The following is a 15,811-nucleotide window of genomic DNA, read 5'->3' on the forward strand; positions in this document are numbered from 1 at the left end:
CCCCCCCCCCCCCCCCCCCCCCCCCCCCCCCCCCCCCCCCCCCCCCCCCCCCCCCCCCCCCCCCCCCCCCCACCCCCGCTCCCACAGGTTTAGCCGTGTTCGTCCAGAGGGGTTTTTATGATTGATCTGTATTACTGGCCCACAGGCAACGGCTTGAAAGTCGGCATCCTGTTGGAAGAGCTTGGGCGAGAATACCGACTGGTGCCGGTGAACATCCGCGAAGGCCAGCAGAAGCACGCGGACTTCCAGCGCATCAGCGCCAACGGGCGCATCCCGGCGATTGTCGACCATCGCCCGGACACGCCGCTGAGCCTGTTCGAATCCGGCGCGATCCTCAATTACCTGGCTGACAGCGCCGGGCAGTTCCTGCCCCCAGCCGGCACTGCCGAGCGGCAAAAGGTGCAGGAATGGCTGTTCTGGCAGGTGGGGCACATCACCCCGTACCTGAGCCAGTTGCAGCTGTTCAAGGAGAAGGCGCCGGAGCCGATCCCGTTCGCCCTCGACCTGCTCAATGCCGAAGCCACGCGCTTGTACCGCGTGCTGGAGCAGCGCCTGGGCGAAGTGCCCTACGTGGCGGGCGAGTATTCGGTGGCCGACATGGCGATCTTCCCGTGGATCCAGCCGTTGCGCCAAGGCCAGGACCTGGCGAGCTACCCGCACATCCAGGCCTGGCGTGAGCGCATCAAGGCGCGGCCGGCGGTGCAGCGCGCCTATGCCAAGGGCCGCGACGTGGCGGCGGGCGAGCGTTCGTTGGCGTTGCAGTAACTCATTTCTTACTTTGTTGGGACTTCCATGAGCCAGACCATCACCCCGAGTCAACTGCAGCAATGGCTGTTCGACGGACAGGAAATCGCCGTATTCGACGTGCGCGAACACGGGCAGTACGGCGAAGCCCATCTGTTCCACGGGGTGAACCTGCCCTATAGCCGCCTGGAGCTGGAAGTGCGCCGTTTGGCGCCGAACCCCCAGGTGCGCCTGGTGATTTACGACCAGGACCAGGGTGAAGTGGCCACGCGTACCGCACAGCGCCTGCACGCCGTGGGCTACGGCCGGGTGCATGTGCTGGAGGGTGGCGCAGATGGGTGGCAGGCGGCGGGTTTGCAGCTGTTTGCGGGCGTGCATGTGCCGTCCAAGGCGTTTGGCGAGTTGGTGGAAGAGGCCAGCCACACGCCCCACGTCACCGCGCGGCAACTGGCCGAGTGGCAGGCCCGTGGCGAGCCGTTGGTGGTGCTGGACGGGCGGCCGTTCGATGAATACCGCAAGATGACCATTCCCGGCTCCATCTGCTGCCCGAACGGTGAGCTGGGCTACCGCGTGCATGACCTGGTGCCGGATGACAGCACGCCGATCGTGGTCAACTGTGCCGGGCGTACGCGCAGCATCATTGGCGCGCAGACGCTGATCAACCTGGGCGTGAAGAACCCGATTTACGCCCTGGAAAACGGCACCCAGGGCTGGTACCTGGAAGATTTCCAGCTGGAGCACGGCAGCACCCGACGCTACGCCGATGCGGTCAGCAGCGATCTGGATGCACAGCGCCACGCCGCGCAGCAGTTGGCGCAACGGGCAGGGGTGGTGAGCGTGTCGGCGGAGCAGGTGCGGCAATGGGCCGAGGACACCGGGCGCAGCCTGTTCCTGTGTGACGTGCGCACCGCCGAGGAGTTTGCCGCAGGCACCTTGCCCGGCGCGCAACACACGCCGGGCGGGCAGTTGATCCAGTCCACCGACCTGTACATCGGCGTGCGCCAGGCGCGGGTGGTGCTGGTGGATAGCGATGGTATCCGTGCGCCGATCGTGGCCAGTTGGCTGCGTCAGTTGGGGCATGAGGCCTACGTGTTGAGCGGTGGGATCGACAGTGGCCTGGCATTGCCAGTACAGGCGCCGGTGGCTTACGAGCCTTTGCCGCTGATCAGCGCTCAAGGCTTTGAGCTGAGTGAAGTCAACTTGATCGACCTGCGCCCGAGCATGGTGTACCGCAAGGGGCATATTCCGGGTTCGCGCTGGTCGATCCGCTCACTGCTCAACGCCGACCAGCGCCCTTTGGTGCTGGTGTCCGATGACCCGGCTTTGGCGGCGTTTGCTGCACAAGGCTTGGAAGCAAAACTGCTCGACGGTGGTTTTACTGCCTGGGCCGCCGCCGGCCTGCCGGTGTGTGAAGACCCGCAGAGCCCGCCGGACGCGCAGTGCATCGACTTCCTGTTTTTCACCCACGACCGCCACAGCGGCAACAAGGACGCCGCGCGCCAGTACCTGGCCTGGGAAATCGGCTTGCTCGCGCAGATGAGCCCGGCAGAAATCGCCAGCCTCAAGCCGCTGGTGCCGACGTCGCGTGTGCGTACCCGGTTGATCCACGCCGCCCGCACGGAAAAAGGCCAGGGTGGACGAGCGGTCAACGTGCCGGTCACGCGTATCAGCACGGTGCTGTTCGACAACCTCGCCCAGATGCGCGATGCCCGCGCCCGCCGCGACAGTGAACGTGTGCTGACCTACGGCGCCCGTGGCAACCCCACCTCCCATGCCCTGGAAGACCTGGTCACCGAGTTGGAGGGCGGCTACCGCACGCGTCTCTATGGCACCGGTCTGGCAGCGGCCGCCCAGGTATTCCTGGCGTATCTGCGACCAGGCGATCACGTGTTGATCACCGACGCGGTGTACTCCCCGGTGCGCAAACTGGCACGGGAGTTCCTGCAGCCGTTTGGTATTGAAGTCAGTTATTTCGCGCCGGACGGCAAGGGGCTCGAAGCGCAACTGCAAGCCAACACCCGGTTGGTCTACGCCGAAGTGCCCGGCTCGTTGTTGTATGAATTGTGCGACTTGCCGGCGATTGCAGCCTTGTGCAAACCGCGCAATATCCTGCTGGCCGTCGACAACACCTGGGGTTCGGGCTACCTGTATCGCCCGCTGGTGCTGGGGGCGGACATCTCGATCATGGCCCTCACCAAATACCTCGGCGGCCACAGCGACGTGATGATGGGCAGCGTGTGCACCAGCGCAGCGGCCTGGCCGGCGTTGGGCCGCATGAGTGACACCTTTGGCAACGCGGTGAGTGCCGACGATGCTTACCTGGTGTTGCGAGGGGCGCGCACCTTGGCGTCACGCTTGGACGTGCATGAGCGTGGCGCGGTGGAGATCGCCCAGTGGTTACAGTCACAACCGCAGGTCAAGCGGGTGTTCCATCCAGCGTTGCCGGAGCATCCGGGGCATGCGTTGTGGCGACGGGATTTCACCGGCAGCAATGGGTTGTTGTCGTTTGAGCTGGTTAATGCAGACGCGGCGTACGTCGAGCGCTTGATCGACGGCTTGCAGCTGTTCGGGTTGGGCGCATCATGGGGCGGCTATGAAAGCTTGGTCACTGTGGCCGATACCCAGGACCGCGAAAGTGCAGCCGATCGCGGGTTGAACCCGGTGGTGCGCCTGCACATCGGCCTGGAAGACGTGGCGGCGTTGATCGAGGATTTGCAGCGCGGGTTTACGGCGGCAGGCTGAAAGAAGATCGCTCCCACGCCCGGTGGGAGCGATCACGCCGGTCAGTGTTTGACCGGCGTTGGCAGCGTCACGAGGTTGACGTAGCCATCCCAGAATTGCTTCTGGTCCACGCCGAACACCACCTTGGCTTTTTGCGTGCCCACCGGCGCGCCTTTCTTGTAGCCCAGTGCACGGCCGTAGTCGGCGCCGAAGGTGGCGTCCACGTCTACCCACAGGTCGCGGGATTCGGTGACGATCTGCGGGTTGACCAGATACAGCGCCGGCAAGCTGTCCCACGTGAAGCTGTGGTAGCCCGGGTCTTTGTCGAACAGTGGTCCGAACTCATGCTTGTACAGGTCGGCAATTGCGCCTTTCCTGGCGATCACACGCTGGTACACCGCCTTGTCGAAAGTGACTTTCTCGCACACGTCGTTGGGGAAAATCACGTGTTCGATCGGTGAGCGCAACACGATCTTTGCGGCCTCGGGGTCGAACCACCAGTTGAACTCCGCCGCTGGCGTGGTGTTGCCCGGGATCTCCAGGGCACCGCCCATGTACACGATGCGTTTGATCAGCGGCACGATGTCCGGCGCCGAGCGAATGGCCAGGGCGATGTTGGTCAGCGGGCCGACCGCCAGGATCGTCACCTGATGCGGGTTGGCCCGCACGCTCTGCACGATGAACTGCGCGGCGGTTTCACTGCGCAGTTGGGTGTGGGTGGCCAGGCCGTCCGGTGGTGCGATCAACTGTGACGGTGAGGTCGGGCGGGGGGTCTTGAACGCCCCCGGCCAGCCCGCGCCGAACAGGGTTTTTTCTGCCTCGTAGGTGGCGTAGTCATGCAGCAGCGGGTAGGCGGCGCCGGAATAGACGCCCACCTCTTTTTCCACGCCCATGCGTTCCACGGCCTTGAGGGCGTCGACCTGTTCCTGGTCGACCCAGGCATTGCCGCTGACCAGGGTCATGCCCAACAACTCGATGCGTTTTTGCGCATGCAGCTGGGCGAGCATGATGAAGGCCTGGCCGTCATCGTTGAGCACGTTGAAGTCGGTGTCGAAGATGACCTTTTCAGCGGCTTGCGCGGTACCGGCACATAAACCGACCGCAACGAGCAGCGCACAGCGTTTCAGGAAGCCTTGCATGGTGATTCATCCGAAAAATTATTGTTGTCAACGGTTCACCAGTTTCGCCGGCAAGGCGATGACCAGGAAGCTGCTGAGGATCAGGCAGCCCGCGAAAAACCACAAGGCACCGGCGCTGCTGCCTGTGACGTCGATCGCAACGCCCATCAACGAGTTGCTCACCAAGCCGGCAATGTTCGCCACCGAACAGGCCAGGGCAAAGCCCGTGGCAGCGGCGGTGCCTTTGAGGAAAGTGGCCGGCAGGCTGAAAAACACCGGTACCGCGCCGATGATCGCGGCCGAGGCGATGGCGAACAGCGCAACCGTGGCCGCCACGTTATGGGTAAAGAAGGTGCTGGTGGCCATGGCTGCCGCGCCGATGAAGAATGGCACGATGATGTGCCAGCGGCGTTCGCGGTGTTTGTCCGAGCTGGCGCCGATCAGCAGCATGCCGAGCAAGGCCGCGATGCTCGGCAGCGCGGTGAGCACGCCGATATGGAAGGTGTCGGTCACCCCGGCGTTGCGGATAAAGGTCGGCATCCAGAAACCCATGGCGTAGGCGCTGAGCAGGATCGAGAAGTCGATACCGCCGAGCATCCACACCTTGAGGTTGAAGAAGCCGTCGCGAAAGCTGTGCTTGCTGCCGGTGGCGTCGGCCTCGTCCTTGCGCAGTTCGCTTTCCAGCAGGGCTTTTTCTTCATCCGACAGCCATTTGGCCTGCTGGTAGGTGTTGGGCAGGGCCCAGAAGGTCAGCACGCCGAGTAAAACGCTGGGCACGGCCTCGATCAGGAACAGCCACTGCCAGCCGCGCAGGCCGGCCATCTGGTCGAAATGGCCCATGATCCAGCCGGACAGCGGGCCGCCGATCACGCTGGACAGCGGCAGGCCGATCATGAACAGCGCGATGATGCGCCCGCGTCGGTGGGTGGGGAACCAGGTGGTCAGGTAATACAGCACGCCCGGCAGGAAACCCGCTTCGGCGGCGCCAAGCAAAAAGCGCAGGATGTAGAACTGGGTGGTGGAGGTGACCAGCATGGTGCAGGCTGACAGTAGGCCCCAGGTGATCATGATGCGTGCGATCCAGATCTTCGCGCCGACCCGCTCAAGCACCAGGTTGCTCGGTACTTCAAAGATGATGTAGCCCACGAAGAACAGCCCGGCGCCAAGGCCGAACGCGGTTTCGCTGAAGTGCAGTTGGTCGAGCATCTGCAACTTGGCGAAGCCGATATTGATGCGGTCCAGGTAGGCCGCGAGGTAACAGAAACACAGGAACGGAATCAGCTTCCAGGTGATCTTGTGGTAGAGCGTGGTGACGGGATCGGCGACGGTGGTCGCGGGCGCTGCATTCGCAATGGGCATTGGGGTGTCTCCTGGCGGTGACTTATGGTTTTTATACGGCCGCTTTGTTCCAGCACTTCGGAGTGCTGTAGAAGCGACTTCCAAAGGCAGTGTCAGAAGACTGAGGGGGGCGCCTGGCAACGCTCTCGTGTGGCGTCCGACTTATGTGGGAGCTGGCTTGCCTGCGATAGCATCGATGCGGTGTAACCGTTACACCGCAGCGTCTGCATCGCGGGCAAGCCCGGCTCCCACAGGGATCGGTTCCCACATTCGGACGTGTTCCAGGCCGGCCCTCAGTTTTTTTCAGGACCACGCTCTATGGCGCAGTTCCTAATAGCGTCTTATTGCTCCCTGAACTGATTCATCGCCTCCTGCTTGCTCACCACGTCGCCATACTTGCTGTCGATATCGAACAGGTTGGCTTCATGGGGAGCCGGGTGTCGATCGCCAACGCATTCACGCACGACGATGGTGCGAAACCCGTGTTGCACCGCATCCACCGCTGTGGCGCGGATGCAGCCACTGGTGGAGCAACCGGCCAGCACCACGGTGTCGATGCCCTGGGCGTGCAGCATCGGGGCCAGGCTGCTGCCAAAAAACGCGCTGGCATACTGCTTGGTGATCACCACTTCGTCGGCCTGGGGCAACACCTCGCTGCAAAACGCGGCGAGCGGGTTGCCTTCGACCATGTCTTTCATGACTGGGGCCTTCTTGACCCAGATCCCGCCATCGACGAAATGGCCGGGATGGTAGCGGATATTGGTGTGCACCACCGCAATCCCATGCCTGCGGGCGACGGCCAGCAGCTCGACGCTTTCGGCCACAGCACTGACCACGCCCGGCGCAAACAGCGGCGCGCCTTCGGTGGTGTAGCCCTGCATGAAGTCGATCATCAGCAGCGCGGCTTTCTTGCCGAAGCCGATGCGATTGCCCCATACGCCCTGGTAGTTGGCGTCGGCGGATTGTTCGTTCATCACAAAGCCCCTCAGTAAGCGCCGGAGAGCAGGGCGCCGGCGCCGGGCACGATGGGCTCCAGGTCCAGGGCCTTGAGCATGGCGTAGGTGGTGGCGATGGCGGCGGTGAGCACCGGTTTGCCGGTTTGCGCCTCGACCTTGGCCACCACCGGCAGCGACTGCATCTGCACGCAGGCCGACAGCACGATCACGTCCACGCCTTCCAGGTTCATGCCGGCGACGATGGCCGGCAGGTTGGCCGGGTCGTGGCGGGCTACTTCGAGGTTGTCGGGGATTTCCAGCGCGCGCCAGTCCACCACCTCAAAGCCTTCTTCGCGGATGTAGTTCACCACCAGTTCGGTGAGCGGCTTCATGTACGGCGCGACGATGGCGATGCGCTTGGCGCCCATCACCTTTAGGCCTTCAATCAAGGCACCGGCACTGGTGATCACCGGGGCGTTGGCGTCGTTGTCGGCGGTGGCTTTGCGCAAGCGTTGCTCGGAGTTGCGGTGATAACCCAGCCCCATGGCCATGATCGCCACCAGGCAGGCGTAGCCCAGCACGTCGACCTTGGCGTCGGACAGCTCGACCGCGCAGCGGTCGGACTCGCCGTCCATCGCCGCCAGTTCTTCCTTGCGCACTTGCTTCATGCGCATGCGGCTGGAGTGAAAGGTAAAACGCTCCGGGCGGATGGCCTGGCGTGCGGTGAGCATCGCCGGGATCTCGGTTTCCATGGTGGTGTTGGAACTCGGCACGATCTGGCCGATGCGGTAAGGCTTGAGCATGGTGGTCTCCCTTATTGTTCGGTGGGCAGGAAGTCGCCCAGGGCGTCGAAGAAGCCCTGGAGGTCGTCCCACGGAATCATGTGCCCGGCGTTGGCCACGCGAACCACGTGGATCGCCGGTTGCAGGTCTTGGATCTCGGCGACGTCCTCGTCGAGAATCACGCCGCCACGCCCGGCCACCATCAACAGGGCAGGGGCCTTGAGGTGGGGCAGGTCTTGATGGAAGTCGACGTCGTGAAAATCATTGAAGGCGCGCACGATGGCCGGCTCGAAGCAGGTGTGCAGCCATTCGGCGCGCAGTTGCAGTTGTTCTTCGGTCCAGGTGGCGCAGAAGGCGCGCATGGCCTCGGCGTCCATGCCGACCAGCGACTGGCGGATGGAGTCGACGTACCACGGCAGTTTGCTCGGGTATTCACGGCGGCCCGGGCCGGACACGGGCGGGTCGATCAGCACCACGCGGTTTACGCCTTGGGGATGTTTGACGGCACTGCGCGCGGCAAAACGCGCGCCCATCGAGTGGCCCATCAGGTGGTAGCTGTCGAGGTTGAGCGCGTCGGCAAAGGCGCCAATGTCATCCGCGCAGGTGTCGGCGCTGTAATCCAGCTCCGGCCCGGTGGACGACAAGCCGCGTCCGCGCACATCGAGCACGTAGGTGTCGTAGTGCGCACCGAGGCGTTCGGCCACAAAGCCCCACGTGATCGCCGGGCTGGTGATGCCCGGGATCAGGATCAACGACGGGCCTTTACCGCCGTAACGCAGGTAGTGCTGGCGGATGCCATTGGCCTGGACGTTGCCGCCGTAGAGGAAGGTGCTCACGCGGCCACCCCCGATTTCAGCTCCTGGGCATACAGGTCATAACCGTAGACCCAGGCCGGGTCTTCTTGCGTGCGCAGCCAGGTGTTGGCGTTGGATACGGCCTGCACGCGGGATGCACGTTCCTTGCGGTTGGCTTCGTAGAGTTGGAACGCGGTGCGGTAGTCGCTGATGCCGGTTTCCTGCAGGCAGCGGGTGAGCATGGCGGCGTCTTCGATGGCCATGCCGGCGCCCTGGGCCATGTGCGGTTTCATCGGGTGGCAGGCGTCGCCCAACAGCACCAGGCGACCACGGCTCCACAATGGCAATGGGTTGCGGTTGCGCAGCGGCCATTTGGTCACGCTTTCAGTGGATTCGATCAGCGCCTGTACGGTGGGGTGGTAGCCCTTGAAAGCATCGAACATCTCTTCGCGGCTGCTGTCGACGAAGGCGCCCTGGAAGTCCCATTCGGCGTGGGGCACGCCGGTCACGTAGTAGTACTCGTCGCGCTTGCCGGTGGTGTAGTAGACCATCATGTGGCGGTCTTCGGTCCACCACTTGATGCAGTCTTCGAACTTGAGGTCGTACTTGGCCAACTGGTCGCCACGGATCAGTGCACGGTGCGCGACCCAGCCGCTGTACAGCGGTTTTTCCACGCCCAGCAGCTCTTCGCGGATCTTGGAGTTGATGCCGTCGGCGCCGATCACGATGTCGGCGTAGGTCACCTCGCCATCGGCGAAGGTCAGGCGCACCTGGGTGTCGGTTTCTTCGAGGGTTTCCAGGCGCTTGTTGAAGTGCAGGGTGCCCGGCTTGAGGGTGGACATCTGCAGGGCATGCAGGTCGCCGCGGTGCACGGTGATGTAGGAGGCGCCGTAGCCGGTGAGGGGAATGCGTGACAGGTAATCACCGCTTTCGCCGCAACGGCTGAACCAGTGCTCGGGGTGCGAGCCCATCAGGTCCAGCTGCTTTTCGATGCCCATGCGGCGGAAGATTTTCATGATGTTGGGGCCCATGTGGATCCCCGCACCCAGCCGGGAGAATTCTGGCGCCTGCTCGTAGATGTCCACATCGAAGCCAGCTTGCTGCAACAGGGTGGCGGCTGCGGCACCGCCAAGGCCGGCGCCGACGATGGCGATTTTCTGTGTGCTTCCCATGGGGCGTGATCCTCTCTCTTTTTGATTTTTGGCGGCGTCTGTCCGCAAGGTTTTTAAGGTGTATACGCTCATTTTTTGAAATGGGAAGCCCGCATCTGAAAATTTATTTTTTGGCCATATTTATCCTGTGTAACGGGTTGTAGCCATTAAATAGTGGGCTTGTGTGGATTGGTAACGTTTTGGCGCGGTGCTTGCAGTCGGCCTGCAATTCAGGTCTTATCGTTAGTAATTGGCGTATACGCTATAAAAGTGCACTAGAGTGAAGCGCGGTGCTTGAACTTGGTGCAGCCCCACAGGAGACAGGAAAATGCCGGTAAGCGATTGCGAACTGACCCAGATGTTCGAGCATGTGTTGAAGCTGTCGAAGGTCGACCCGACCCAGAGCGTCGCCGTGCTCAAGAGCCATTACTCCGACCCGCGCACCGTGCGTGCCGCCATGGACGCCGCCCAGCGCCTGGGGGCCAAGGTGTATGCGGTGGAGCTGCCGTCGTTCAATCATCCCAAGGCGATGGGCAATGACATGACCGCCTACTGCGGCGACACCGCGCTCACCGGCAACATTGCCGCCCAGCGCGCCCTGGAGGCGGCGGACCTGATCGTCGACACCATGATGCTGCTGCATTCGCCGGAGCAGGAGCAGATCCTCAAGACCGGCACGCGCATCCTGCTGGCCGTGGAGCCCCCGGAAGTGCTGGCGCGCATGCTGCCCACCGAGGAAGACAAGGTGCGCGTACTGGCGGCGGAGCAGTTGCTGAAAAAGGCCCGTTCGATTCACGTCAAATCCCGCGCCGGCAGTGACTTCCGTGCCGCCCTGGGGCAATACCCGTCGGTGACTGAGTACGGCTTTGCCGACGAACCGGGGCGCTGGGACCACTGGCCCAGCGGCTTCCTGTTCTCGTGGCCCAACGAGGAAACCGCCGAGGGCGTGCTGGTGCTGGATATCGGCGACATCCTGCTGCCGTTCAAGACCTACACCCGCGAGAAGATCACCCTGGAGATCGAGAAGGGCTTTATCACTAAAATTCACGGCGGCTTCGAGGCCGAGTACCTGCGCGACTACATGAAGTACTTCAACGACCCCGAGGTGTACGGCATCTCCCATATCGGCTGGGGTCTGCAACCACGGGCGCAGTGGACGGCCATGGGCCTGCACGACAAGAACGACGGCATGTGCATGGACGCGCGGGCGTTCTATGGCAACTTCCTGTTCTCCACCGGGCCGAACACCGAAGTGGGCGGCACGCGCAAGACGCCGTGCCATATGGACATTCCGCTGCGTAACTGCGATGTGTACCTGGACGACGAGGCCGTCGTTATCGCCGGTGATGTCGTCGCCCCCGCAGCCTCCCTGGCTCGCTAAATATCCCTGTAGGAGCCGGCTTGCCGGCGATAAGGCCCTCAAATGTTGCGCACATCTTGAGGCCGCCATCGCCGGCAAGCCGGCTCCTACATGGGTAGGTGTTTACGGCACATCCCGCTATCATGGCTCCCCATCGTTCATCATCCCCCGAGCCCGCCGTGCCTGATTCCTACGTCTTTTCCGAGCAAGTTGGCCATCTGCTGCGCAAGGCCTACCAGCGCCACCTGGCGATTTTCCAGCAGAATGTCGGTGACTCCCAGCTCACCGCCGTGCAGTTCGTCACCCTGTGTGCCCTGCGCGATCACGGTGCAAGTTCGCTGACCGAACTGGTCAAGGCCACCGCCGTCGACCAGGCGACCATTCGCGGCATCGTCGAGCGGCTCAAGGCCAAGGAGCTGATTACCCTGGAGCCCGACCCTCAGGACAAGCGCAAAGTGGTGGTGGACTTGTCGGCGTCCGGCGCCGAACTGGTGGGCCAGACGGCGCCGCGTGCCGCGCAGATCAGCGAACTGACCCTGAGTAACCTCAACCCCGCCGAACGCGTGGCGATGCTGTTCCTGCTGCGCAAGATGATCGACGACCCACAGGAATAAATTAGGTCTGGCACCGTTTTTGCTCTGAGTTGATGTAGTAGCCACTTCACCAGCCAAGTGTGTCGCGAGGCCCCAGGTCCGCGACGCTTTTTTTTGGCTGTTTCGTGTAGTGACCACTTCACCAATTGGCACAGGCGAAGCGAATGATCAGCCAGCACATCACGGTAGCGCTTGAGGTCAACGGCCAAACAAGCGAAGTCAGCGCCATGGCGGACACCCCGCTGTTACTGGTGCTGCGCAATGACTTGGAACTCAACGGCCCCAAGTACGGCTGCGGCCTGGGCGAGTGCGGTGCCTGCACCGTGATCATCGACGGCGTGGCCGCACGCGCGTGCGTGTTCCCGTTGGCCGGCGCGGTGGGTCGCCAGATTGTCACCCTGGAAGGCCTGGGCACACGCCAGGCGCCACACCCGGTGCAACAGGCTTTTATCGACGAGCAGGCCGCGCAATGCGGCTACTGCCTCAACGGCATGATCATGACCGCCAAGGCCTTGCTCGACCGCAACCCCAACCCCAGCGAAGCCGAGGTGCGCAATGAACTCTCGGGCAACCTCTGCCGCTGCGGCACCCATATCGAAATCCTGCGTGCGGTGCTGCGTGCCGCTCGCCTCATGACGGTGGATTGATGAGCATGACCGACACGACCCTTTCCCGTGATCAGTGGCTGGCCAAGGCCGGTGTGTTGTTGATCGTCGATGACGTGTTGCCGCCGTCGGGGCCGGTGGCCAAGGGCGGCACGCCGACGGTGAAACCCAAGGAACTGGGGCTGTTTATCGCCGTGAACGATGACGGCCTGGTCTATGCCTTCAACGGCCATGTGGACCTGGGCACCGGCATTCGTACGTCGCTGGCGCAGATCGTCGCCGAAGAGCTCGATCTGGCGCTGGAGCAGGTCAAGATGGTGCTTGGCGACACTGAGCGCGCGCCCAACCAGGGGGCGACCATTGCCAGTGCGACCTTGCAGATTTCCGCCATCCCGTTGCGTAACGCCGCAGCCGAAGCACGGCGTTTTCTGCTGGCGCGGGCGGCGGGGCGCTGGGGCGTGAGCACGGGCAGCCTCAAGGTGGAAGCCGGTGTGATCCACGCCGCAGACGGACGCACCACCACGTATGGTGAGTTGGTCAGCGGCCAACACGATCAACTGCGCATCAGCGGTGATGCGCCACTCAAGGCCATCGAGGATTACCGCTTGGTCGGCAAGGGCGCGGCCCGGGTGGACATCCCCGGCAAGGCCACCGGCGAGCTGACCTATGTGCACGACATGCGCGTGCCCGGCATGCTTCACGGTCGGGTGGTGCGCCCGCCGTATGCAGGGCTTGATTGCGGGGAGTTTGTCGGCAATAGCCTGCTGAGCGTGGACGAGGCCTCTATTGCGCATATTCCCGGAGTTGTCGCCGTGGTGGTGATCCGCGATTTTGTCGGCGTGGTGGCCTTGCGTGAAGAGCAGGCGATCAAGGCGGCCCACGAACTGCAGGTGCACTGGAAACCCTGGAACCACGCCTTGCCGGACATGAGTGACGTGGAGCAGGCCATCCGCGACAACCCCCGGGTACGCCGTACCGTGCTCGACCAGGGCCATGTCGACGAGGCACTGGCCGGCGCCAGCCAGCGCATGCCGCGCAGTTACCTGTGGCCGTATCAGATGCATGGTTCGATCGGGCCCTCTTGCGGGGTGGCGGACTATTCACCCGCGGGCAGTCGGGTGTGGTCGGGCAGCCAGAACCCGCACCTGTTACGCGCCGACCTGGCGTGGTTGCTGGAATGCGAGGAAGGGCTGATCGACGTGATCCGCATGGAAGCGGCCGGCTGCTATGGGCGCAACTGCGCCGATGATGTGTGTGCCGACGCCTTGTTGTTGTCCCGCGCAGTGGGCAAGCCGGTGCGCGTGCAACTGACCCGCGAACAGGAACACCTGTGGGAGCCCAAAGGCACGGCGCAATTGATGGATGTCGACGGCGGGCTGAATGCTGACGGCAGCATCGCCGCCTACGACTTTGAAACCAGCTACCCCTCCAACGGCGCGCCGACCCTGGCGTTGCTGCTGACTGGACGGGTGGAGCCAGTGGCCGCGATGTTCGAGATGGGCGACCGCACTTCGATCCCGCCCTACGACATCGACAACATGCGCGTGACTATCAACGACATGGCACCCATCGTGCGTGCGTCGTGGATGCGCGGGGTGTCGGCACTGCCCAATACCTTTGCCCACGAGTCCTATATCGACGAACTGGCCTTTGCCGCCGGCGTCGATCCGGTGGAATACCGCCTGCGTTACCTGAAGGACGAGCGTGCCATCGACCTGGTGAAATCCACCGCCGAGCGCGCTAACTGGTCGCCGCGTACCGCGCCGATGCAAACCGCCAACGAGGACCACCTGCTGCGCGGTCGCGGCTTTGCCTATGCGCGCTACATCCACAGCAAGTTCCCGGGGTTTGGCGCGGCGTGGGCGGCCTGGGTGGCGGACGTGGCCATCGACAAGCAGACCGGCGACGTGTCGGTGACGCGGGTGGTGATCGGGCATGACTCGGGGATGATGATCAACCCGGCCGGGGTGCAGCACCAGATCCACGGCAATGTGATCCAGTCCACCAGCCGCGTGCTGAAGGAACGGGTGACCTTTGAAGAGTCGACGGTGGCGAGCAAGGAGTGGGGCGGTTACCCGATCCTGACCTTTCCGGAAGTGCCGAAGATCGACGTGCTGATGATGCCGCGCCAAGACCAGCCGCCCATGGGCGCGGGCGAATCGGCGTCGGTGCCCAGTGCCGCGGCGATTGCCAATGCGATCTATGACGCCACCGGCATTCGTTTTCGTGAGTTGCCGATCACCCCGGAACGGGTATTGGCTGCGCTGAATGCCGGCACGTTGGGCGAACCGGCCAAGTCGCCGGAGAAACGCAAGAAATGGTGGTTTGGCGCACTGTTCGCCACCTTGGGTGCCTTGGCGGCCACGGCCTGGCCCTTTCACAGTGAGATCGCGCCGATTGCCCCGCCCGCTGCCGGCACCTGGTCCAAGGCCACCCTGGAGCGCGGGCGTTTGCTCGCCGTCGTTGGCGATTGTGCGGTGTGCCACACGGCGCCGGGTGGTGCGGCCAATGCGGGCGGGCTGGCGATGGAGACGCCGTTCGGCACGCTGTACAGCAGCAATATCACCCCGGACGTAAAGACCGGCATTGGCGCCTGGTCGTACCCGGCCTTCGAGCGGGCCATGCGCGACGGCATTGGCCGCGATGGGCGCAACTTGTACCCGGCGTTTCCCTATACGGCGTTTCGCAATATCAACGATGCCGACATGCAGGCGCTGTATGCCTACCTCATGAGCCAGGCACCCGTGAGCCAGGCGCCGACGCCGAATGCCATGCGCTTTCCGTTCAATATCCGGCCGTTGATGGCGGGGTGGAACGCGTTGAATTTAAGGCGCGGCGAAATCACCGTGCAGCCGGAGCGCAGTGAGCAATGGAATCGCGGCAATTACCTGGTCAATGGCCTGGGGCACTGCGCGGCGTGCCACTCGCCGCGCAACCTGATGGGCGCGGAGAAGGGCGGCAAGGCGTTCCTCGCGGGAGGCATGGTCGATGGTTGGGAGGCGCCGGCGTTGACTGGGTTGTCCAAGGCGCCGACGCCGTGGACCGAGGATCAGTTGTTCACGTATTTGAGTACGGGGTACTCGGACGCCCATGGCGTGGCGGCCGGGCCGATGGGGCCGGTGGTGAGTGAGTTGTCGAAATTGCCCAAGACGGATATCCGGGCGATGGCGGTGTATCTGGCGTCGCTCAATGGCGAGGCGACGGCGCAGGCGCAAACCGTCGCGGTGGTTGTGCCCAATCCCAGCGGCCGACGCATTTTCGAGGGCTCGTGCAAGGCCTGTCACGCCGATGGCCTGGGGCCGAAACTGTTTGGGGTGAGCCCGTCACTGGCCACCAACACCAACGTGCACAGCGACCAGCCGGACAATTTGATCAAGGTGATTTTGCAAGGCATCAGCAATCCGGCGACCAGGGACCTGGGGTACATGCCGGGGTTTAAGGACAGTTTGTCTAACAGCCAGGTGGCGGATCTGGCGGCGTACCTGCGCGGGCAATTTGCGCCGAATGCGCCGCAGTGGCAGGGCTTGGAGCAGAAGGTGGCGCATTTGCGGGCCAATCCCGGCACTCACTGATATTTCAGCCTTATGAAAATCAACTGTGGGAGCTGGGGTGGGGGGGGGGGGGGGGGGGGGGGGGGGGGGGGGGGGGGGGGGGGGGGGGGGGGGGGGGG

12 protein-coding genes are annotated in these 15,811 nt (G+C 63.6%); 6 read left to right on the plus strand and 6 right to left on the minus strand.

Annotation, left to right across the window (positions count from 1 at the left end; all coding sequences use genetic code 11):
- Positions 1–117 precede the first annotated feature (117 nt).
- Together AC07SU_RS29920 and metC are read left to right on the plus strand one after the other, a co-directional pair.
- Complete coding sequence (locus AC07SU_RS29920; protein ID WP_494999149.1) at positions 118–765, plus strand: glutathione S-transferase family protein; 648 nt, start codon at positions 118–120, stop codon at positions 763–765.
- Positions 766–792: 27 nt separating this feature from the next.
- Positions 793–3,486: a cystathionine beta-lyase gene (gene metC, locus AC07SU_RS29925; protein WP_494999150.1), complete on the plus strand. Its 2,694-nt coding sequence runs from the start codon at positions 793–795 to the stop codon at positions 3,484–3,486.
- 41 nt (positions 3,487–3,527) lie between these two features.
- On the opposite strand, the gene AC07SU_RS29930 is transcribed toward metC, so the two are convergent.
- The 6 genes from AC07SU_RS29930 to AC07SU_RS29955 all read right to left on the minus strand — a co-directional run bounded on the left by AC07SU_RS29930 (position 3,528) and on the right by AC07SU_RS29955 (position 9,604).
- The gene (locus tag AC07SU_RS29930; protein ID WP_494999151.1) at positions 3,528–4,604 is read right to left on the minus strand and encodes a nucleoside hydrolase; all 1,077 of its coding nucleotides are present in this window, start codon (positions 4,602–4,604) and stop codon (positions 3,528–3,530) included.
- A gap of 27 nt (positions 4,605–4,631) precedes the next feature.
- Positions 4,632–5,942, minus strand: a complete 1,311-nt coding sequence (locus AC07SU_RS29935; protein WP_494999152.1) for an MFS transporter — start codon at positions 5,940–5,942, stop codon at positions 4,632–4,634.
- Positions 5,943–6,262: 320 nt separating this feature from the next.
- The gene (locus AC07SU_RS29940; RefSeq protein ID WP_494999153.1) at positions 6,263–6,895 is read right to left on the minus strand and encodes an N-carbamoylsarcosine amidohydrolase; all 633 of its coding nucleotides are present in this window, start codon (positions 6,893–6,895) and stop codon (positions 6,263–6,265) included.
- A gap of 11 nt (positions 6,896–6,906) precedes the next feature.
- Positions 6,907–7,659 (minus strand): maleate cis-trans isomerase family protein, encoded by a 753-nt coding sequence (locus AC07SU_RS29945; protein ID WP_122307871.1) that lies wholly within the window; start codon positions 7,657–7,659, stop codon positions 6,907–6,909.
- Positions 7,660–7,670: 11 nt separating this feature from the next.
- Entirely contained in the window at positions 7,671–8,474 is an 804-nt protein-coding gene (locus tag AC07SU_RS29950) for an alpha/beta fold hydrolase (RefSeq protein ID WP_176998130.1), read from the minus strand.
- The gene (locus AC07SU_RS29955; protein WP_176998131.1) at positions 8,471–9,604 is read right to left on the minus strand and encodes an FAD-dependent monooxygenase; all 1,134 of its coding nucleotides are present in this window, start codon (positions 9,602–9,604) and stop codon (positions 8,471–8,473) included. Before AC07SU_RS29955 ends, AC07SU_RS29950 begins: the two co-directional genes overlap by 4 nt.
- 307 nt (positions 9,605–9,911) lie before the next feature.
- Here AC07SU_RS29955 and AC07SU_RS29960 point away from each other — a divergent pair, with 307 nt between their 5' ends.
- The 4 genes from AC07SU_RS29960 (at position 9,912) to AC07SU_RS29975 (ending at position 15,713) form a co-directional block, all read left to right on the plus strand.
- Complete coding sequence (locus AC07SU_RS29960) at positions 9,912–10,964, plus strand: 2,5-dihydroxypyridine 5,6-dioxygenase (RefSeq protein WP_494999154.1); 1,053 nt, start codon at positions 9,912–9,914, stop codon at positions 10,962–10,964.
- 158 nt (positions 10,965–11,122) lie between these two features.
- Positions 11,123–11,557 carry a MarR family winged helix-turn-helix transcriptional regulator gene (locus AC07SU_RS29965; protein WP_176998133.1) on the plus strand — a complete coding sequence of 145 codons (435 nt, stop codon included), beginning with the start codon at positions 11,123–11,125 and terminating at the stop codon, positions 11,555–11,557.
- Between the two features lie 143 nt (positions 11,558–11,700).
- Positions 11,701–12,183 (plus strand): (2Fe-2S)-binding protein, encoded by a 483-nt coding sequence (locus AC07SU_RS29970; protein ID WP_176998134.1) that lies wholly within the window; start codon positions 11,701–11,703, stop codon positions 12,181–12,183.
- Positions 12,184–12,188: 5 nt separating this feature from the next.
- Positions 12,189–15,713, plus strand: a complete 3,525-nt coding sequence (locus tag AC07SU_RS29975) for a molybdopterin cofactor-binding domain-containing protein (protein ID WP_494999155.1) — start codon at positions 12,189–12,191, stop codon at positions 15,711–15,713.
- Positions 15,714–15,811 lie beyond the last annotated feature (98 nt).

The sequence above is a fragment of the Pseudomonas sp. GW821-FHT05H12 genome, assembly GCF_059419385.1.